Origin of the sequence: Gayadomonas joobiniege G7 (genome assembly GCF_000300815.1) — a bacterium.
GTDB lineage: Bacteria > Pseudomonadota > Gammaproteobacteria > Enterobacterales > Alteromonadaceae > Catenovulum > Catenovulum joobiniege.
Map to the genome: position 1 here is coordinate 465,172 of NZ_AMRX01000006.1, position 21,121 is coordinate 486,292.

The following is a 21,121-nucleotide window of genomic DNA, read 5'->3' on the forward strand; positions in this document are numbered from 1 at the left end:
CCTCTGTCATAGTTTAACTATTTTCGACATGGATCCGGTTAAAAGTGATTATTTAATAATAGGAAGTATGTCCCAGTGTTCAGTAAAAAAATCCTAAAAAATACAATGATGCTCTATTTCAGGCAAATACTTTTGTTATTTGTCAGTTTGTATACAGTACGGGTTGTTTTAGATACTTTAGGGGTTGAAGATTATGGAGTATATAGCGTTATTGCCGGAATCGTAACGCTCTGTACGTTTTTAAATACTGGTATGGCCTCAGCAACGCAACGTTTTTTTGCGTTTGCATTAGGTAAACATGATTTTGAACGTTTAAAAACTGTATTTTGCGTAAATGTATTTATTTATTGTTTAGTTGCAATAGTTACGATTGCGCTTTTAGAAAGTCTCGGTATGTGGTTTATAAATCATCATTTGAATATTCCACGTGAGCGAGTTGATTCAGCCATTATGCTATTTCACTGTTCCGTTATTACCTTTGTTTTTACGGTTTTTACAGCGCCTTTAATTGCTGTTATAACCGCGCATGAGGATATGCACTACTTCGCTTTTATTTCTATTATAGAAGGTTTATTAAGGTTATTTGCTGTTATTTTATTAACTTACTTGCCGGGAGACAAGCTTGTAGTTTATGGGATTTTGTTGTTGATAGTAACGATTATAATTTTTATTGTGTATGGAGCGGTCTGTTTTCAAAAATATCCTGAATGTCAATTAAAAAAAATTTATTGGGACAAAGCTCTGCTTAAAGAGATATTTTCATTTACCGGCTGGAGTTTGTACGGGCAGTTAACAACCGTGTTTAGGTTTCAAGCAGTAACAATTTTAATCAATCAATTTTTTAATCCAAGCGTTGCAGCAGCCAGAGCAATAGCTCTAACTATTTCATCTAAAGTGAATATTTTTTCGAGTAATTTTAATACTAGCTTATACCCCCCTATTGTAAAAAACTACGCAAGTGGTAACCAAAAAGAACTTGATTCTTTGATTTTTAATGGCTCAAAGATTACATTCTTTTTAATGTGGATTTTTGTTCTTCCATTGATTATTGAAATGGAATATATCCTTAATCTATGGCTTACAACTATGCCCGAACAGGCCGTGGTGTTCACTCAACTCGCTTTAGTAGAGTCACTGATTTTTTCAATAAGCCTTCCTATAAGTTCCGCAGCGAGAGCTTATGGTAAAATGAAAAAATATGAGCTAACACTTGGGTTTATGCAGATCTCAATTTTTTTCATTGCTTACCTGATTTTAGATTTAGGGTATCCCGCCTATAGCGTGTTTATTGTTGCAATTCTCGTAAACATTGCAATGTTTGTGGCTAGGCTATTTATAGTTTCTAAACAAATCGGCTTGTCTAAACTCGCGTTTCTTAAGAATACGTTCAACCCTATGATTTTGTTAGTAATAGTTTCTGCGACACCATCTTGGTTTATAAGCAGCCAAACCCCTAATGGGTTTCTTTTTACAACCATTAATGTAGCGATTTGTATGATTTTGTCGACAGTTGCAATGTATTTTATTGGGTTAGATGCTACTTGGCGCCATAAAATAAGGCAATTTTTAGGTGATAAGTTTTTTGTTAGGAAATAATATATGAAAGTAACAACGACCGATAAAAGACAACGTCTGTGGCCAGTAAATAAGTTAGTAAAGTTTTTATTGTTACCGATTAAATTTTTAAAAGTATTAAAAATCTATTTCAGAGATGGAGGTGTGACCTATGCTAATATTTCAGTTGTCAATAGATACGAGTCTCTTAAAAATAAAAATATTTTAATAACAGGTGGAGCCAGCGGTATAGGCTTTGCTATCGCCAAAAAGGCTATCGGTGAAGGCGCCTTTGTTGTTATCAGTGGCAGGAATTTAAGAAAACTCCAGCAAGCTAAAGCAGAAATAAATAGCGAAAGACTGAAGGTGATCCAATGGGATGTCAGTGACTTTAGTGTTCTTAAAGCAAAGTTCCTCGAAGCAAATGGCCTTTTAAATGGGAACTTAAATATACTCATCAATAATGCCGGTGTACTTCTAAAGCAAGAGTTTTTAACTGTGGATGAAGATACTTGGGATAAAACCTATGCGGTTAACTCTAAGGCCATTTATTTTTTAAGCCAGCTTGTAGCAAACCATTGGATCGATCGAAAATCAGAGGGTAAGATTATAAACATATCTTCAACCAGTGGATTTTATGGTGTCTCAATACCCTACGGTACGACAAAATGGGATGTTGTTGGTTTAACAGAAGGGTTAGGCAAAAGGTTATATCCGCATGGTATAATCGTGAACGGTATTGCACCAGGTCGAACTGCAACGGCAATGCTAGGCAAAGGTGCTGACGCCAATTTATACGACTCAAAAACCTCAGCTAAACGATTTGGAACCCCAGAAGAAATTGCAGAGCTAGCTGGTTTTTTAATGAGTGATTCAGCGAACTTTATCGTAGGACAAACCATTGTATGTGACGGCGGTTATACTCTTTGATATTTCGAATATCAATTTTATTATAGAGACAGGATATTTCCGAGTTGCTTATTGTTAAAAAAGCTTAGAATATAAACAATATGGTGTTCAAGGGGAATAAAAAAACTAAATTATTTTAAAAGCTGACCTAAAAAACTACGGGCCAGATATGACTATCACCGGATATTTTAATGGATGTTTAAATGAATAATATGATCACCAAAGAAAAGAACGTAAAGATACTTATTTCGTTGCTTAAAGCACATGGTATTAGAAATGTTGTAAGCTCACCAGGAGCAACGAATGTTGCATTTATAGGGAGTATACAGAATGACCCATTTTTTAAAGTATATTCTTCTGTTGATGAGCGCTCCGCGGCTTACATTGCTTGTGGCTTAGCTGAAGAAAGTGGGGAGCCTGTTGTTATTAGTTGTACAGGTGCAACGGCTTCTCGAAACTATTTACCGGGTTTAACAGAAGCATATTATAGAAAGTTACCAATATTAGCCGTTACGTCTTCTCAAGCAACAATGAGAGTTGGACATCATATTGCTCAAGTAATTGACAGAAGCTTAATTCAAAATGATATAGCTAAGCTAAGTGTTGAATTACCAATAGTAAAAGATGCTGATGACTATTGGGATTGTGAAATTAAAATTAACAAAGCAATATTAGAATTAAGCCGACATGGTGGTGGACCGGTTCATATTAATTTACCTACTACATATACCCTACCGTTTGAAAAAGCCGAGCTACCGGATTGCAGACAAATTACTCGGATTGATTCAACAAGTCAGTTGCCTGAACTTTCTGGGCGCATCGCTGTGTTTATTGGCGCGCATAAAAAGTGGAGCATAGAGGAAACAGAAGTTTTAGATCAATTTTGTGCAACTAATGATGCGGTCGTATTTTGTGACCACACTAGTGGTTACCATGGTAAATACAGGGTACAATTTTCTCTTGTTGCTTCTCAAGATTGTTTTGACTTTAGTGTCTTTAAACCTGATGTACTTATACACATTGGAGAGGTAAGTGGGGACTATGCAAGTTTAAAAATGTTTGGTAGTGAGGTCTGGCGAGTCAACCCAGATGGTGAGATAAGAGACACTTTTAGAAAGCTTAAACATGTTTTTGAGATGCAGGAAATAGACTTTTTTAGGTCTTATATCGCTGACAATGAGGCATGCCAAAACTACTATGATAGCTGCCAGCAAATATTGCAGTCTGCAAAACAATTAGTGCCAGAATTACCACTTTCAAATATTTGGTTAGCGAAAAACCTTGCGCACAAAATACCAAAAAACTCATTTGTTCATTTTGGAATTTTAAATAGCTTACGATCTTGGAACTTTTTTGATATTGATAAAAGCGTCGATACGACTTCAAATGTCGGTGGATTTGGGATAGATGGGGTGTTGTCAACTTTAGTTGGTTCGTCGCTTGTGAACCCAGAAAAATTATATTTTTGTATATTAGGTGATTTGGCTTTTTTCTACGACATGAATGTCACTGGCAACCGTAACGTACAGAATAATGTAAGAATACTGATTATCAATAACGGCAAGGGAACTGAATTCCGCCAATACAACCATAATGCGGCTTATTTTGGCGAATCTGCCGACCAACATATTGCTGCGGCTGGGCATTATGGCAATAAATCTAAAACACTTGTTAAAGACTACGCACAAAACTTGGGCTTTGAGTATATGACGGCAAGTACAAAAGAAGAAGTTAAAAGCGTTAGTGAAAGGTTTTTTGTAGAAGGTGTGACTGATAAACCTATGGTGTTTGAAGTATTTACCGACAGCGATGAGGAAAGCTTGGCCTTAGAGACTATTCGAAATGTAGTTGTAGATAAAGGGGACCGAATGAAAAGTACCGCAAAAAAACTGCTAGGCCGAAAGGGGATTAAGGCAATTAAAAAGGTCTTGAGAAATTAAATAAGAAGATTTTAATTCGAGTAAGAGTGGATATAATGAAAAAAATTGGGATATTAACACAGCCCTTGGCTAATAATTATGGTGGTCTATTACAAGCGTTTGCATTGCAACGATATCTAGTTAAACAAGGACACAACGTTTTAACGGTAGATTTAGTCGCTAAGCATTATCAACCCACACTTAATCAAATGCTCAAAGCTATATTAGCAAATATAGTCCGGCGTTATATTTTAAGAAAGCCTTTAAAAAAGCTTATGCCTCGTTTTGAAGAAAATAAAGCTTATGTAGGAAAAAATACAAGGCGTTTTGTTGCTGAATATATTAATACGACCCAAAAATTAATGGGGGTAGATGAATTAAACTATCTGGATGGTTACAATTTTGATGCAGTGGTGGTTGGCAGTGATCAAGTTTGGCGGCCCGCATATTCGCCTGGAATAGAGTCATTTTTTTTGTCCCATCTAGCAAATAACAGTGATATTAAAAAAGTCTCGTATGCTGCCTCATTTGGTGTTGATCATTGCAATGAATACACACAGTCACAATTAGCTGAATGTTCTGCGGCGTTACATAAGTTTGATGGCGTTTCAGTTAGAGAAGATAGCGGCGTTGAATTATGCAAGGAGCACTTTGGTGTTCAGGCAACTCATGTTATTGATCCTACGATGCTGCTTGACCCTAGCGATTACATAGAACTAATAGAAAAAGACAAAATTAAAAAAAGCAACGGCAATATGATGGTTTATGTTTTAGACAAAAGCCAAGAAAAAAGGAATATGATTGCACAAGTTGTTAGTGAAAAAGAATTAAATCCTTACACGATTATATTAGAAGGTAATAATCCATTTCCTCCTGTCACTGAGTGGTTGCGTGGCTTTATGGACGCTGAATATGTAGTAACAGACTCATTTCATGGGGTTGTGTTTTCAATCTTGTTCAACAAGCCTTTTATTGCAATTGGTAATGAAGGAAGAGGTCTTTCCCGGTTTACTTCCGTACTTAAAGTATTCGGTTTAGAGTCACGTTTAGTTTTAACTCATAGCGATTTAACATCAGAAAAGATCAATTCGCCGATAGATTACGAAAAAGTAAATGAGATAAGAGAAGCTGAGAAGCAGAAAGCAGCTGTTTTTTTAAGAAAATCGATCGGCTTTTAATAGTATAAATTTACTTGGTCAAGGTTAACAATTAGTACGTTTTATAAGCGGGTTTAGTAAGTATTTTTTGAGGTGGTTTGTGTTAGGTAAAATTATACGATTAGTAAAAAATCTAAATAATGTAACAAAAGAGTTCGATACAAAGGTTTACAGGAGTGTGCGGCGAAGTGCTTTATTAAGCGCCGCGTTATCTTCTGATAGTAGAATAATATCCGATGAACAATTATCAGAGAATGAGTTAATAGTTAGCTTGACAACATATAGTAAACGAATTCATGATATACATTTAGTTATAGAATCAATCGCTCAACAAACAGTTAAGCCAAACAGAGTAATTCTATGGTTAGATAAAGATGAATTTACTAGCCATACGATACCGGAGTTAGTAAAAAAACAGATGACTCGGGGGTTAGAAGTACGTTTTTGTGAAAATTATCGGTCATATACTAAATTTATCCCTACGTTAAGAGAATTCCCGGATGCAGATATCATTACAATTGATGACGATATTTTGTACCCTCACGACACAATTGAACTCCTATATAGAGAGCACTTAGAACACCCAGATGCGATTATTGGTAGCAGAGCTCATAAAATAATTACAGATGCTAATGGCAAGGTATTACCGTACAGACAATGGGAATACGAAACCAAAGATCATCAGAAAAGTGCTAACATTATTGCCCTTGGTGTTGGAGGGGTGTATTACCCGGCTAAATCTCTAAGTGATATCTGTTTAGATATTGACTCTTTTAGAGAGCTGGCTCCTCACGCCGATGATATTTGGTTTAAAGCAATGTCACTTTTAAACAATAGGGTGCATAAAAAAGTTAAAGATGATCGTGAGTTTGATAAGCGCTTTTTATTATTGGAAGATGCACAAGATATAGCTTTGTCGAAGAAAAATGTGCATGAAGATAGAAATGATCCTCAAGTTCAGGCAGTGTTCTCTAAGTATAATCTGTTTGATAAGTTATCCCAAAGTTAACTTATAACTAACGAAGTGAGGTAAGAATTATGGATCAAGCAGATAGTCTGAGAGGATTGTTTGATTAACTTAAACCGATTAAATATAGATAACTTTTTATACTATATACTTATTGCGTACTTTATTACCGATCTGTTCCAAGCACCATTGAGGTTTTTTTTGTCTTTAGCCTCTTTAAGCTTTTTGTTTTATATACCTAAAGCATTGTTGTTTTGTGCATGCTTTTACAAAGCAAGATTGTTAAAAAATATACACGCATTTGTGATTATAATGTTTTTGGGTTTTTATTTTTGCTACACGACTTTAGTGTCGCAAAGTTTAACCCAGAGCCTATATTTTGCGTCGATAATTTCGGTTTTTTTATTTGTATTATGTCACAAGGCTATTTTTGATCGATTGGCACGTAACCGTACTTTACTTTGGTTTTTTCTGTTTGCCAGTTTAGCAGGGCTAATATATGATATGAATTTTGTACCCGTGTGGAGAGGGGCCGTTGTCGAGGTTGGTGGAGTTGAAATTGAAGCGGCTAGGTACTGGACATCCTTCGGTACGGTTCGCTACGCAGGCTTTACTAATGCCTCTTTTGCTTTGGCGTCTTGGGTTTGTTTACTTGCTTGTCTTTTGCTGAAGGAGTACAGATTCAAAGGTCTTCAATCTTTGTTTGTTGTGTGTTTTTCCTTATATATCGTATATGCATCAAACACGAAGTCTTTCATTGCAGCCTTAGTCTTGATATATTTGTTCTATTTCATCGCTCGCTTTCTACCTAATAATTTTGATAAGGTTTTTCCTGCTTCGATATTATTTACAGTTATATGTTTTCCGGTTATGTGTGTAAGTGGTTTGTTAGATTTAGGTGCAATCGTTGATCGAAGTTCTACAGTGTTTTTCTCTTTGGTAGTCAGGTCAGAGTATACTTGGCCCTTATCTTTTAGCCTTCTAGAAACTACTGTTACTCAGTTATTCGGGCTGGGCATCGGTGGCATTGGTACAGTTCAAGCCAAGTTGAATGGAAGTCCACTTAGCACTGCGGATAATTTGTTTGTTTATTTGTACTGTATGTTTGGTATATTTTCGTTGGTGATCTCTTATTACCTTTTTTATCTTATTTTCACTTCGGATCGCAGAGCTACATATTACCGAGCTATTTTAAGCCTTGTTTTATTTTTTGGGATTACTGGAAATGTAATTGAGAACCCTGCATCAATGCTGTTGTTGGCGTATGCAATTCTTAATTTAGTTAAACCGGAAACTTTGCAAGCAACAGAATTTTCATCAGCTAAATATACCAATTAAAAAATATTTATTTACGAGTGTAAATACCTATCAACCTAAGGTTTTAGTACTTTGGTTAAATTTATATTTACTGGCGAGATTTGAAGTTTAATACCAAATAAGGTTGGTAGAAAATAATGGAAACAAAAAAAATTAAAGTCATTACTTACCATATAAGTAAATCAACAAGTGTGGGTGGTATTCAACGTTTAGTTCGGCATATTCAAAACTTAGAATTAGGTCATAATTTTGATTTCATTGAGGCTTACAATGATGTGCCCAATATGGAGATAAATGGAGATAATCCAAAGGTAGAATATAACAAGATTTTCTCCGGGCAAAAAAGCAAAAATCCTCTAACTAAAATTTGGGAGCGGATTGCAGTTTATTGCTACTTTGTAAAAAAGAAGTATAGAGGCGGAATTATTTTGGTCTTTCATCCAGAACATCTAGCTTTGATCCCAAGAAGCACCCTACGTAAGAATAAGATTATTTTAGTCCAAGCGAATCGATTTGATAAACTTTTTGAACGTATTGGCAAACTAGCGTTCGAACTAAACAAAGAACATGTAGATTTTTTTTCTGTATACACTGAATACGATTTAAACTTTATAAAAGAACATTACCCATCACTAGTTAATAAAACTCGTGTTATTCCGCGTGGTTGTCGAATTCCTACCGGTGCAATAAAGTCAAAAATGACATACAAGTTAGTGACCATATGTCGTATCTATGAAAGACAGAAAAATCTTACTAGTATGCTAAATATTGTAAACGGCTTGCCGGATGAATACACCTTGGATATTTATGGAATTGGAGCTAAACATGAAATGGACAGTTTATTAACGATGATAGATTCTAAAAAAGTTAAATTTAAAGGTGAAGCGAAGGATGTCGCTGCCATTTTAGAAGATTACAGTGTTTTTTTAATGACCTCACATTACGAAGGTTTTGGTCAAACGCTTATTGAAGCACGCAGTCAGGGTTTACCCATTGTTGCCTATAACACGTTTGATGCGTTAACTTGGATTGTTCAAGATGGTGTTAACGGTAAGGTTGTACCATACAAAGACGAAAATGCTTTTTCCAATGCGATACAACAAATATTGTCGGACGAAAGTATTTATCTTGAGTACTCAAAAAATTCGATTGATATGGCGAAATCAACTGAGTTAAGTCGGGTTTCAGAGCAGTTAAAAAATATGATTATTAGTGCAGCAGAGCTTGATTGATATTTTAAATATTTAAAATATTAAAAAGATAACTAACGTAGATATAAATAAAGCTGATTACTCGTGCACACTAGATAAAAACGTTAGAGCTAATTCGAAAACTGGATATTTAAAAATAATTGATAGCAAAGGATCAGGAACAATGAAAATAGCGGTAGCCGGAACAGGTTATGTAGGGATATCAAATGCTGTTTTGCTCGCTCAGCATAACGTAGTAATTGCATTGGATATTGTGGCCGAAAAAGTCGATCTATTAAATGCCAAAAAGTCGCCAATTGAAGATGAATATATCCAACAATATTTGGCTGAAAAACCCCTTAATTTCAAAGCTACTTTAGATAAAGAAGAAGCATACAAAGGTGCTGCTTTTGTTGTCATCGCCACCCCGACTGATTATGACCCAGAAACTAATTATTTTAATACCCGCTCTGTTGAAGCCGTCATTAAAGATGTGATGAGCATTAATCCAGATGCTGTGATGGTGATTAAATCAACCGTTCCTGTTGGCTATACCAAACAAATCAAAGAAACGCTGGGCTGTGATAATTTAATGTTTTCACCTGAGTTTTTGCGTGAGGGCAAAGCTTTATACGACAATTTGTACCCATCTCGAGTAATTGTTGGAGAGCAATCTGAGCGTGCAAAAACCTTTGCTAATCTGTTGGTAGAAGGCGCATTAAAAGAAAATATTGATGTGCTATTTACCGATGCAACCGAAGCTGAGGCAATTAAGTTATTTTCTAATACCTATCTTGCCATGCGTGTCTCTTATTTTAATGAGTTAGACACTTATGCCGAACGCCATGGTTTAGATAGTCGTCAAATTATTGAAGGTGTTGGTTTAGACCCGCGTATTGGTAGTCATTATAATAATCCATCATTCGGTTATGGCGGTTATTGTTTACCTAAAGATACCAAACAATTGTTAGCTAATTATAAAGATGTGCCGAATAATATAATCGCAGCCATTGTTGAAGCAAATACCACGCGAAAAGACTTTATTGCCGATTCTATTATCAGCCGTGCACCAAAACGTGTGGGTATTTATCGTTTAATTATGAAAGCAGGCTCTGATAACTTCCGTGCGTCGTCTATTCAAGGCATTATGAAACGAATCAAAGCTAAAGGCATTGAAGTCGTTATTTACGAACCTGTGCTAGACCAAGATGACTTCTTTAATTCTAAAGTTATCCGCGATCTCAATGAGTTTAAATCCAGCTGTGATGTGATTGTTTCTAACCGAATGCCGAAAGAGTTAGTAGATGTAGTCGACAAAGTGTATACCAGAGACTTGTTTGGTAGCGATTAACAGGTTTTTTTATGAAAAACGCAAAGTTTAAGTACGATAAAAAAAATCAAAATAACGTAATGGTGATAACTTCAGACTTGTATCGAGGTGGGGTTGCAGAGTCAACTCGAAAGATACTCAAATACTTGTCTCAAAAAGAGAATACTAATACATATTGTGTAATTTACGATGATTTACCAATAACTAAAGATATCCCAGATAATGTGCATTTAATTAAGCTTGGGTGTAAGTTAGTTGCTGAGTATCATAAGCCTAGAAACCGGCTTATGTTTAATATAAGGCGATGTACTGATTTATTAAAAGCAATATGGAAACTAAGATCCTTAAAAAAGAACCTCAAGATCAATGTGTCTTATTCTATGATGTATTTACCAAATTTAATCAATATTATTACGCGCAGTAAACATGGAGAAAGAGCATTAATATCTGAACGTCAAAACCCTAAATTCGATTTAGAAAATAAACCTGCGTTTGTCAGGAATTTATTTGCACATTTTTATAAAAAAGCAGATGGGATTCACATAAATTCTAAAGACTTAGGGGATGAACTTGTTTCCTGCTATGGTGTAAAACGGGATAAATTATTCCACTTTCCTAACTTCTTTTTTCCTGACGAATATACTGACAATCAGATGTTTAAACCTGATAATGAAAGACTAAAAGTGCTTTTGATTGGTCGGAATAGTCGCCAAAAAGGGTTTGAATATCTTCCCATGATACTTAAAAGCGTCACTACACCACTAGAAGTAAATATCGTAAGTGACTTAAATAGTAACCACCCATTAGCTCAAGAAATATTATGTGCTAGTGAAATACATCGTGTAAATTTTTTAAAAGAGCGCGCAAATATCAACGAAGTTTATGTAGAAAACCATGTGTTTTTGCTTACTTCCCTTTGGGAATCCTTCGGAAACGTTGTTGTAGAGGCTATGTTATCGGGTTTGCCCATCGTTAGTAATTGCTGCCCAACAGGGCCAACGCAAATTTTAGCGAGAAAGTGGGGGTTACAGAGCACAGTTTCATTAATGGATGACAGTCAAAAGGCGAGTAAAGAGCTGGCTGGGTATCTAGATTTGTTAGCCACAGACACACTGGCGTATTCAGATTATCGTAAACGTTCATTAATCCGTGGACAGAAATATTCATTGGACGAAAATATTAAAATATTAGACAATTTTTTTAAAAAGTGAGCGTTTACATCATAATTATCAACTAGATCAGGTTTGTATGAATTAAGATGCTCAATTTAACAATTTAACAATTTAACAATTTAACAATTTAACAATTTAACAATTTAACAATTTAACAATTTAACAATTTAACAATTTAGCACTTTATTTATTTCAAACTCGATCTGTTAATCTAATAGTTCTTTCCAATACGTTAAGTTGACTCGAGTCAAAAAAAATTTTTAATGAGGTACGATGAAGCTTTTAGTTATGTTAAACCGAGATATACTCTCACAATCAAATGGGCGAGCTGCCGTTTTAATTGGGTTTCTCCGGGTTTTTGAAAAGCTCGGTTATACTGTTAATTTGGTTGTTCTGGATAGCATTGATTCAAGAGACAAATATAACGAGGCATTTAGCAATATTAGGCAAATAACCTCGTTACCTAGCTCTTTTTCGGCATTATTGTTTGGCGCGTTTAATGCTTTTTTTAAGGCCCAAAGTTTAAATTATAACTTGTTCTATAGAACATCAACTATGCAAGCGCTTAAAAAGCAAGTTGAACAAACCCAATATGATTATGTATTTGTTGATACGGTTAGACTCTTTAAATATGTTGAGGGTTTAAACCTAATTAATACTAAAGTGGTACTAGACCTAGACGATTTGTACTCTAAACGGTATGAGCTGTTACAAAAGTCGCAAAGTAATTATTCTCTTTTAGGTGAATTTTCTGAACGCTTTCCTAATTTTATCCTTCCGTTATTTGAGCGTCTCGGCAAACTTATTTTATCGCGTGAGGCTAAATATTTAAAACAAGACGAAATAAACGTAGCTACGCAAGCGGATCATGTGTTTTTGGTATCTAAGTTCGAGTCTGAATATTTAACTAAACAAATTAATAAGCCAGTTTATGATTTTCCTATGCTGATCCCAGCAACACAACAACGTTGGCAAGCACCTAGTGCAGTTAACGGGCAAACAAAGGCGTTAAAGCTAGTGATGGTTGGATCGCCCAAATTACAACAAAATTACATCACTATAAAAAATGCAGATCGTCTTTTAAATAAAGGTATTTTAGGGCAAAGCGAGTTGCATGTTATTGGTAATATTAAAGGGTTTGATACGAGCCAGTTTAGTAGTAAAATAAAATTTCTAGGTTTTGTTGATGATTTAAACGCTAAAGTATGTGAATTCGATTGTTATTTTTCTCCAATTGTTTCTGGCACTGGCATCAAAACAAAAAATGTAGAGGCAAGTATTTTAGGAATGCCAATTTTAACTACAGAAGTTGGTGTTGAAGGGACGAATTTAGAAAAATATTGTTATGTTCAAAAAAGTTGGGATGATTTTGAGTTTACAAATTTTTTAGAAATTTATTTAAGCCAACATAAGCAAAAACAACAGATGCAAATAGACTATGTTAATCAGAACTTTACCCTTGACGCATTGTTATGTAAATGGAAATTGGCGACTGAAATAAATTAATATTGAGCACTGTGTCAATAATAACAATTATAATTCATGTAAAATTCAGTTAACCGGAATAACGAAATAATAAAACAGGTGATTTTATGGGAAAAAGAGGGTATTTGAGGGAGCATCAACATGCTTTTTCCTCGTTGTATAGGGTTATCGATGTAGTTTTAATTTGCTTAACACTTTTTGTTTCTTGGGACTGTTTTGCAGGCCTTGACACTAAACAACATTATTTCGTCGCTATAGTAGCTTCGCTGATCTTTTTATACTTAGCTGAGACTTTCGGCTTATACCGCAGTTGGCGATTAGCCCGTTTTTACCAGTTAGCTCGCACTATAACATTTGTATGGTCGGTTACTTTTTTATCTACCGTTTTTGTTGCAGTTTTGCTCGAGATACCAGAGGGCGTTTCGCAACTCGTTTTTGTGTCATGGGGACTCGTTGGTACTTTTCTACTATCCGCTTGGCGTTATGCTTATTATGTTGCGATAAAGAAGCTACGAAAAAAAGGATTTAATACAAGGTCGGTAGCTATAATCGGTCATACGAGAGTCGGAAAGGAACTTTATAAACAAATTCGGCTACACTCTGAAGCAGGCCTAAAATTTGTCGGCTTTTACGAGGATCGCATGCCGCAGCGCTACATGGGGGACAAGTATTCCAGTGACTTTATTCGTGGTTCGGCCGAAGATGCTATAAAAGCTGCCCAGCGAGGTGAAATAGATCAAATATATATTGCTCTGTCTTTGAAGCAAGAAGATCGAATTAGCCAGTTATTAGTTGAACTGGGAGATACTACTGCTGATGTACATTTTATCCCAGATTTTTTTGTATTTAATTTGGTGCAATCTCGTATGGGATACGTCGGTAACCTAACTACCTTAAGTGTTTTCGAATCACCTTACGCTGGGACCAATAGCTGGTTAAAACGCGCCGAAGATATAATATTCTCATCGATTATTTTATTCATAATTTCCCCAGTTTTATTGGCTATAGCTATTGGCGTTAAAGTGACTTCTCCCGGCCCAGTTATATTCAAACAGTATCGTTATGGTTTGGATGGTAAACGTATTAAAGTTTGGAAATTTCGTTCTATGACGACAATGGATAACGGTGATAAAGTTGTCCAGGCTAAAAAGGGGGATGCACGAATTACACCCTTTGGCGGCTTTTTACGCCGAACTTCTTTGGATGAGTTGCCACAGTTTATCAATGTGTTGCAAGGCAGAATGTCCATAGTAGGTCCTCGACCTCATGCAGTTGCTCACAATGAAGAATACCGTAAAAAAATCAATTATTACATGATGCGTCACAAAGTTAAGCCGGGCATAACAGGTTGGGCACAAATTAACGGATGGCGCGGTGAGACGGATACACTCGAAAAAATGGAAAAACGCATAGAATATGACTTGCATTATATAGGGAATTGGTCGGTGTGGTTTGATATAAAAATTATTTTTTACACCGTTTTTAAAGGGTTTTTGGATAAAAACGCTTATTAAAAGTCGTTTAAATGTATGTATAACTTAATTTGAATGAGGGAGTAAAATGACCCGTTTGACAATTATACCTTTGGTGGCCATGGCTTTTACATCAGCTATTCATGGTGCGCCAGTAAGCCCGTCGCTGCAAGGATATTCAGGTTATTTTAATATCCCGAGTGGAAGTTTATATGACTCTGGTGATTTAAACGTTTTTTATAGTAATCAAACAGAGTTTTTTGGCGAGCTACGAGATACGCACAATTTTCAATTTGCTGTAAGTTTATGGGACTATGTCGAACTTTCAGCTAGGGACGCTGCCTACACACGCACGATTGGCGAAAGTTCTGATATGTCTGCAAATCTTAAAGTTAGAGTCCCTTTCATTCCAGAAAACTGGTTCAAACTGTCTTTGGGGATACAAGATTTAGGTGGTCAAGTTGACTTTTTTGACTCTAAATTTGTTGCAGTGTCTAAAGATTTAGAGTTTATCAATACCGAAGTGACTTTAGGTTTTGGTAAAAGTGAATCTCGATTTGATAGAATTGACGGTGCTTTTGGCGGTTTAAAATGGAGTCCAGTCGAATGGGGCTCAGCGATTGTTGAATATGATGCATATAGTATAAATTATGGGGTGGAATTTAGAACGCCCAAACATCTTATTGACGGTCAAACTCAGTTTTATACAAAAGTTATGCTTGGTGCAAGTGAGGATGCACTTGCGGACGAAACCTTTTTTAGTATTGGTGCTCAGAGATCTTTAGTTAAAGACAGGAGTAACATTAAACCCGCACTGATTAGTCAAGGTAGGGTAATAGAACAAAATACCATGAGGGAAGATTCGTTAAACTTATTGGCTAAAGCGCTTCGCCAAAAAGGTTTTGATGATTTTCGATTAGGGCATAAAGGAAAGATTATTGTTTTACAAGTTGAGAACAACTTATATAGCAGTAATATCATAGATACTTATTCTGTTGTTTTAGCTTTGATTGCTCGGTACAGTTCAGACGAATTTTCAGAATTTCAAGTAAGTGTTCAGCAAAACGGGATAACTTTTGATTCAGTTGCCGGTAATATTCAAAAATATCAAGAGTTTTTAAGGGGTGGGAATTTATCCTTAAGTAGCGACAAAATTACTGAAGGTGTATCATGGCAAGACGAAGCAGAGCCTTTTTTCTTCAAACCTCGATTCACTCTCTACCCACACTTAGTTACAGCTGTCGGCACTGAATTTGGCATGTTTGACTATTCATTGGCTTTGGGAAGTCACTTGGAGTTGCCTGTGCCAGTATGGGATGGTTTAGCTATTACAGCATTCCATTTAACACAGCTAGAAGAAAGTAAAGATTTTGAAGATGGTCAAATATTTCAAGGAGACCGTCAGCAAACTGGGCTGCAAAACCTATTAGTTCATCAGTCGTTTGAACTACCTCACAACATTACCACTATGTTAACTTACGGTCAGTTTAGCCAAGACTACACATTAACAGCAGCAGAGGCAGCTTGGCAAAGTGATAGCGGCCGTCACGGACTATTTTTATATTATGGTGATTATCAATATAACGAAGAAGCAGACTACGCCTACAACCACGCTTGTTTAAACGCCGGCTTTTCGTTATCTGATTGTTATCAGGTGATCCCTGAGCACGAAGATAAAAAAGTGACTGTTGCTAAATACCAGTATTATTCACCTGAACTAAACTCTACCCTTTTAACTAAATATGGAAAATTTTGGGGCGGTGATACGGGCGTGCATATGTTATTAAGCCGTCACTTTGATGATTTTGATATTAATCTATCCTTTAAAGCAACCAAACCCGATGGTGATGTAGATGCTTTAAGTGGCGGTTACCAATATCAAGACGAATACACCAAAATGATAGGTTTAGGTTTTACCATGCGTTTAGGCCCGAGAAAAGACTTTAACTCTAAATATGTTAATGTTCGTGGGCGTCCAGATTGGAATTATATTGTGCATACCCTAGTGGGTGAACGGCTTAATTATTTAACCTATGGCGTGGCTGATGAAGGCCGAGCGTTTTATCACCTAAACAATCAATTTAGCAATTATGGGCGCAAAGGCTTAAGTTATCTATACGAAAATCAAGATAGATTACGCAGTGCAAATTTTGAATTATGATGCGTTACATTGAAAATAGTGGTTTAACCTAATAGGTATAAACTACGCCTCACTAGAATTTATTGAGCAGAAATTATAAGAACGCGTCTAATTAAGCTTCTGCTATGATGTAAACAAGGGTTTAAAGGAAAAAATGATTAAAGAAAAATCAGATCGTAGAATTATTCGCTCGTTAAGCCGAAGGACCTTTTGTGGGGCCTTAGCACTTATGCCTTTTGGTGCTGTATTGTTTAACAAAATAATTATGAACGGTACCCCTCAATTTGATTTGTTGAACAAAAGCAACATTAACATTGGAGTTTGGATTATTGAGCAGTTAACTACAAATGGAGTGCGTGTATTTATAGAGGAAAATCAGGACCTAGTTACAATTATATCGAGTGGAGAGTATATTAATATCCCAAAGCGTATTTCTCAAGATTTTCATGAGGGCAAAGTTGTAAAGATAGAAGGCTTTGTATTTTCTAAAACAGAGGCTCTACTTTGTATTATTTCCGCTCAGAATAACGGGAGAGTCTGATATTTATGTCTAATAGCCAATTTATTGATGCGAATAGTACTCACGTCGACAATGAAATAACTACGGATATATGTGTAGTGGGTGGGGGAGCCGCTGGGATTACGTTAGTTAGGCATCTCCCTAAAGATAAACGTATTATTATGATCGAATCCGGAAGTTTTGATATGGACGGGGACACTCAAGCACTTTATACCGGTATTAATAAAAGTTTACCTTATTTCGATTTATTAACATGTCGGTTAAGATATTTTGGCGGTACTACCAATCATTGGGGGGGATTTTGCCGCCCAAATGACACCATTGATTACGAAGGCAGAGCTTCGTTAGGACTTCCTAAGTGGGCGGTAAGTGAAAAGGAATTGGGCCCATATATTGACGCGGCTGCAAAAGAACTCGGTCTGAAATACAGTTTCAATGACGATACTAAGTTATTATCAGATCATGGTATATCTCCAAGTGAATTAATCGATGACGAGGTGCCTGATTTTAAAACAAAGATTATTCAGATTACTGAGAAAAAGCGACTTGGTAAAATTTATAGGAGAGAATTATCTGAACAAAAAAACCTAAACGTTTACTTAAACCTAAATTTAGTTCATATACAACTTGATAGAAATACTGGCTCTAAAGTTGAGCATTTGGTTTGTAAAACCCTTTCTGGAAAAACTATTACTGTTAAAGCAAAACGCTTTGTATTGGCGTGCCATGGAATTGAGAATGCGAGATTGTTACTTAACTCTAACGATGTACATAAACAAGGGCTTGGTAATAAATTCGACCATGTTGGACGTTATTTTATGGAGCACGTGCACATTAAAGCGTCTAAATTAATCCCATCAAATCGTTTTCCGGTCTTTTATAACCGGGAAGTTTTAATTAAGAACAACCTCAATGCCAATATTAGTTTTACGGATGATTTTACTAGGCGTAATGACATGTTGCAGTATTACTGTCGATTTCTTCCAATTTATTCGGATAAGCAAGTAGTAGACTCTGCAAAAGGAATTATAGCCGAGATCAATAAGCCATTTTCAAAGAGCCTATTTGAAGATTTTAAAGTAGTCTTGAATGATATGGCAAGCGTGAAAGGCAAACTCTATTATGCTTTGGGCATGAGAGATAAGCCTAAGTATTATTATTTAGATCAACGGATTGAACAAGCGCCCAATAGAAATTCAAGGGTCGTTTTATCAGATAAAAAAGATGCATTTGGTTGCCCGCTTGCAGATTTAGATTGGAACCTAAACGAGCATGATTATGCAGCGTTTAGGAAAGGCCAAGATAAAATAATTAAAGAAATAAGTGCGATGGGAGCAGGTCGTTTTATAGAAGAAGAGATCACTAAACAATTGGTTGATGAACGCGCGACAGGACATTATCACCATATTGGCACAACAAGAATGAGCGAAAGTATTCAAGATGGTGTGGTTGATAGCAACTGTAAAGTCCATGGAGTATCAAACTTGTATATAGCGGGAAGCTCTGTTTTCCCAACCGCAGGTTATTCTGGGCCAACAATGTTAATAATAGCGTTGTCAATGCGTTTGGCTGAACATCTGTCTGCAGAGGGTGCTATGTAATGTTAAAAGTCATTGTATTTATCCTAACATTTTTTATACCACCGGTAGGATTGGTAGCTAGAAAAAATGTCAAATTTACTTACCAATTGCTCAGCGTATTAATTTGGTCTTGCGCAGCTTTGTGCTTTTTTTATTATTCAGTTTTAATCGCATTGTTGGTACATACTGGTTTAGTCATTTTTAGCGTTTTTTACCCATTATTATTAAAAAGGCAAGAAATATTCAGCACTCAAAAAAGAACCTCAAGGTTTCTATTTTTAAGTGTTACCATTATATGCGTTTTATCAGTTTATGAATTTAGTTCGCGTACAGCTGGCGAAGACACTGTTGTCGTTAAGAGTAAAAAAAATCAAAAATTGAACCTAAATTCGAGCTTAGAAAATGGTGCTGATCTCTTTAAAAATTGCTTAGTGTGTCACGGAGCTGAGCCGGGAAAACACTTAGTTGGTCCTACGTTATTTAAAGTTTTTGGAAGAAAGTCAGGGATTTTAGAAGGGTATAATTATTCCGAAAGTATGAAAACTATAGATATTGTATGGGATGAACAAAATCTAACAAAGTTTCTTAATAACCAAAATGCGGTTGTGCCTGGGACACGTATGTTCATTTCGCCAATGTCGAAAAACGATATTCAAGATTTGATTTTATACTTAAAAAAAGAACAAGCTGATTGATATATAGTTTGTTACACCTTTACTAATGGTGTTCGTCATTTTAATTTTTCGATGCGCGGATCCTGAACTTATTGGTTTACCTGTTTATCAACCTAGTGGATATAATTTCATTAATACTTAAGTGTACGAGCTAAGTATTACGATCAAATTATCGGTGCAAATTCATCATCTTAAGGCCGACCACTGGGTTGCTATATCAGGAAGTCTGAATCTAACTATCAATGGTAAAGATTGTTTACTTACCGAAAACAAGGCTACTTGTAACCCTGTTGGTGTAGTGCGTGTGTAAGAAAGACAGGCAAAGTATTACTGGAGCTCATAAAGTTTATATTGTCTGGCCCTTATTTCGTGGATGATATTGTCCGTTTTCGAAGCAGATACGGGGGGTGAGGGATGTGTACATTAATATTTAAGCAAGGCTCGATGGGCTCAGGTTAGATATGTTTGTATGTGCGGTCTTTTAAGCAAATATTAGATGTTATAGCTGATTATCCGGTATGGTCGGCTAGCGATCAAAACAAGAATTATTAAAAAATGTTGTGTGTTTGTAAGTTTTTATAAACACCTTTTAAGTAATGAGGACTGGTGTTTGTGCCACTTTGTCCTTAACAAATAATATCATAGGATAATTATGAGAAAGGATTATATAGACTACCTGAGGACTTTAGGAATATTTGCGGTCATCACAATACACGTGACTGCTCCTGTATATCAAATGGCCGATATAGTTGGTGAGCCAGGATGGTGGCTTTCAAATATACTGAATTCGATTTCTAGGTTTGCCGTACCTTTGTTTGTCATGATCTCGGGGGCTGTTTTGTTAGGCAAGTCTATTACTCCCTATGAATTTTATAAAAGAAGATCGTTAAGGCTGTTACCTCCTATTATATTTTGGACGTTATTTTATATTGGGTTTAAGTTTTTACAGGGGGGGGAAATAAAATCTATATTAATCTCGACAATTTATAGTGGTAAGGCCGCCGGTCATTTATGGTATTTAACAATGTTTGCCTGTTTAATGATGTTTGCTCCATTCTTAAATATGTTTTTAAATGGTGATAGACCATCTTCAAAAGATCTTTTAATTTTAATTATTGTGGTGTTTTTGTTTTTCATTTTAAATGGGGCCGCTAGTATTCCAAATGTAATATTAGATACTAAAATAAATTGGTTCACATCGTTTACTTGGTTTATTGGTTACTTTATTTGTGGTTATTATCTGGATAAATATGGCGAGAGTTTAAAAATAAGTAATATATCAATAGTATTTGTAATAGTGGCCCTCATGCTCATTGGAATATATTTAAATTATTATGTAGCAATTTCCTTTGGACTCCTTAAGGATTGGTTCGTATTAAATAATAAAGGGCCTTTTCTGTTCGTAATTACTGCGTTAATTTTCCTTTTAATTAAGAAAAACTCTGCTCGTTTAGCTAATTATAAAACTGTTTCGGCTGTCTCTACAGCTTCTTTTGGGATGTACCTTATTCATCCTGTTTTTATTTATATGTTTGAACAGATCGTACCAGGGTACTACACTAACCCAATAATTTATTTAACTATTGTGGTTGCTTTGACGACACTACTGTCCTTTTTTAGTATTTTTTGCATTAGAAAGATACGAATGCTGAAAGCAATATGTTAAACATTAGGTAGCAGCATTTTTTCTATTGTGGAATCTTTACTATTGATTTAGGCGTCGCTAAACGGTAAT

17 protein-coding genes are annotated in these 21,121 nt (G+C 35.7%); all 17 read left to right on the plus strand.

What is annotated here, in order from left to right:
• Positions 1 to 75: 75 nt before the first annotated feature.
• The 17 genes from C727_RS0109370 to C727_RS0109445 all read left to right on the plus strand — a co-directional run bounded on the left by C727_RS0109370 (position 76) and on the right by C727_RS0109445 (position 21,052).
• Positions 76 to 1,596 (plus strand): lipopolysaccharide biosynthesis protein, encoded by a 1,521-nt coding sequence (locus tag C727_RS0109370; RefSeq protein WP_202803561.1) that lies wholly within the window; start codon positions 76 to 78, stop codon positions 1,594 to 1,596.
• 3 nt (positions 1,597 to 1,599) lie between these two features.
• Positions 1,600 to 2,484: an SDR family NAD(P)-dependent oxidoreductase gene (locus C727_RS0109375; protein ID WP_017445379.1), complete on the plus strand. Its 885-nt coding sequence runs from the start codon at positions 1,600 to 1,602 to the stop codon at positions 2,482 to 2,484.
• A gap of 182 nt (positions 2,485 to 2,666) precedes the next feature.
• Entirely contained in the window at positions 2,667 to 4,403 is a 1,737-nt protein-coding gene (locus tag C727_RS0109380) for a thiamine pyrophosphate-binding protein (RefSeq protein WP_017445380.1), read from the plus strand.
• Between the two features lie 35 nt (positions 4,404 to 4,438).
• On the plus strand, positions 4,439 to 5,560 hold the full coding sequence (locus tag C727_RS0109385) for a polysaccharide pyruvyl transferase family protein (protein WP_017445381.1): 1,122 nt from the start codon (positions 4,439 to 4,441) through the stop codon (positions 5,558 to 5,560).
• A 79-nt stretch (positions 5,561 to 5,639) separates the two neighbouring features.
• Complete coding sequence (locus C727_RS0109390) at positions 5,640 to 6,548, plus strand: hypothetical protein (protein ID WP_017445382.1); 909 nt, start codon at positions 5,640 to 5,642, stop codon at positions 6,546 to 6,548.
• Between the two features lie 396 nt (positions 6,549 to 6,944).
• Entirely contained in the window at positions 6,945 to 7,844 is a 900-nt protein-coding gene (locus tag C727_RS0109395; protein ID WP_162131392.1) for a hypothetical protein, read from the plus strand.
• A gap of 116 nt (positions 7,845 to 7,960) precedes the next feature.
• On the plus strand, positions 7,961 to 9,055 hold the full coding sequence (locus tag C727_RS18265; RefSeq protein WP_017445384.1) for a glycosyltransferase: 1,095 nt from the start codon (positions 7,961 to 7,963) through the stop codon (positions 9,053 to 9,055).
• Between the two features lie 142 nt (positions 9,056 to 9,197).
• Positions 9,198 to 10,364 carry a nucleotide sugar dehydrogenase gene (locus C727_RS0109405; protein WP_017445385.1) on the plus strand — a complete coding sequence of 389 codons (1,167 nt, stop codon included), beginning with the start codon at positions 9,198 to 9,200 and terminating at the stop codon, positions 10,362 to 10,364.
• Between the two features lie 11 nt (positions 10,365 to 10,375).
• Positions 10,376 to 11,554, plus strand: a complete 1,179-nt coding sequence (locus C727_RS0109410; RefSeq protein WP_017445386.1) for a glycosyltransferase family 4 protein — start codon at positions 10,376 to 10,378, stop codon at positions 11,552 to 11,554.
• 234 nt (positions 11,555 to 11,788) lie between these two features.
• On the plus strand, positions 11,789 to 13,021 hold the full coding sequence (locus C727_RS0109415) for a glycosyltransferase (protein WP_017445387.1): 1,233 nt from the start codon (positions 11,789 to 11,791) through the stop codon (positions 13,019 to 13,021).
• 86 nt (positions 13,022 to 13,107) lie between these two features.
• Entirely contained in the window at positions 13,108 to 14,514 is a 1,407-nt protein-coding gene (locus C727_RS0109420; RefSeq protein ID WP_017445388.1) for an undecaprenyl-phosphate glucose phosphotransferase, read from the plus strand.
• Between the two features lie 46 nt (positions 14,515 to 14,560).
• Positions 14,561 to 16,633 carry a YjbH domain-containing protein gene (locus C727_RS0109425; protein WP_017445389.1) on the plus strand — a complete coding sequence of 691 codons (2,073 nt, stop codon included), beginning with the start codon at positions 14,561 to 14,563 and terminating at the stop codon, positions 16,631 to 16,633.
• A gap of 133 nt (positions 16,634 to 16,766) precedes the next feature.
• Positions 16,767 to 17,153: a hypothetical protein gene (locus C727_RS0109430; protein WP_017445390.1), complete on the plus strand. Its 387-nt coding sequence runs from the start codon at positions 16,767 to 16,769 to the stop codon at positions 17,151 to 17,153.
• Between the two features lie 5 nt (positions 17,154 to 17,158).
• Entirely contained in the window at positions 17,159 to 18,733 is a 1,575-nt protein-coding gene (locus C727_RS0109435) for a GMC oxidoreductase (protein WP_017445391.1), read from the plus strand.
• Entirely contained in the window at positions 18,733 to 19,407 is a 675-nt protein-coding gene (locus tag C727_RS19035; RefSeq protein WP_017445392.1) for a c-type cytochrome, read from the plus strand. The genes C727_RS0109435 and C727_RS19035 overlap by 1 nt, the downstream gene beginning before the upstream one ends.
• A gap of 154 nt (positions 19,408 to 19,561) precedes the next feature.
• Entirely contained in the window at positions 19,562 to 19,696 is a 135-nt protein-coding gene (locus C727_RS19985; RefSeq protein WP_162131393.1) for a hypothetical protein, read from the plus strand.
• 342 nt (positions 19,697 to 20,038) lie between these two features.
• On the plus strand, positions 20,039 to 21,052 hold the full coding sequence (locus tag C727_RS0109445) for an acyltransferase (protein ID WP_017445393.1): 1,014 nt from the start codon (positions 20,039 to 20,041) through the stop codon (positions 21,050 to 21,052).
• Positions 21,053 to 21,121: the final 69 nt, after the last annotated feature.

Excerpts from the sequence above, each read along its gene's own strand:
- C727_RS0109405 (WP_017445385.1), top strand. The coding sequence starts at position 9,198 with ATGAAAATAGCGGTAGCCGGAACAGGTTATGTAGGGATATCAAATGCT.
- C727_RS0109435 (WP_017445391.1), top strand. The coding sequence starts at position 17,159 with ATGTCTAATAGCCAATTTATTGATGCGAATAGTACTCACGTCGACAAT.
- C727_RS19035 (WP_017445392.1), top strand. The coding sequence starts at position 18,733 with ATGTTAAAAGTCATTGTATTTATCCTAACATTTTTTATACCACCGGTA.
- C727_RS0109415 (WP_017445387.1), top strand. The coding sequence starts at position 11,789 with ATGAAGCTTTTAGTTATGTTAAACCGAGATATACTCTCACAATCAAAT.
- C727_RS0109425 (WP_017445389.1), top strand. The coding sequence starts at position 14,561 with ATGACCCGTTTGACAATTATACCTTTGGTGGCCATGGCTTTTACATCA.
- C727_RS0109410 (WP_017445386.1), top strand. The coding sequence starts at position 10,376 with ATGAAAAACGCAAAGTTTAAGTACGATAAAAAAAATCAAAATAACGTA.
- C727_RS0109445 (WP_017445393.1), top strand. The coding sequence starts at position 20,039 with ATGAGAAAGGATTATATAGACTACCTGAGGACTTTAGGAATATTTGCG.
- C727_RS0109385 (WP_017445381.1), top strand. The coding sequence starts at position 4,439 with ATGAAAAAAATTGGGATATTAACACAGCCCTTGGCTAATAATTATGGT.
- C727_RS0109420 (WP_017445388.1), top strand. The coding sequence starts at position 13,108 with ATGGGAAAAAGAGGGTATTTGAGGGAGCATCAACATGCTTTTTCCTCG.
- C727_RS18265 (WP_017445384.1), top strand. The coding sequence starts at position 7,961 with ATGGAAACAAAAAAAATTAAAGTCATTACTTACCATATAAGTAAATCA.
- C727_RS0109375 (WP_017445379.1), top strand. The coding sequence starts at position 1,600 with ATGAAAGTAACAACGACCGATAAAAGACAACGTCTGTGGCCAGTAAAT.
- C727_RS0109430 (WP_017445390.1), top strand. The coding sequence starts at position 16,767 with ATGATTAAAGAAAAATCAGATCGTAGAATTATTCGCTCGTTAAGCCGA.
- C727_RS0109380 (WP_017445380.1), top strand. The coding sequence starts at position 2,667 with ATGAATAATATGATCACCAAAGAAAAGAACGTAAAGATACTTATTTCG.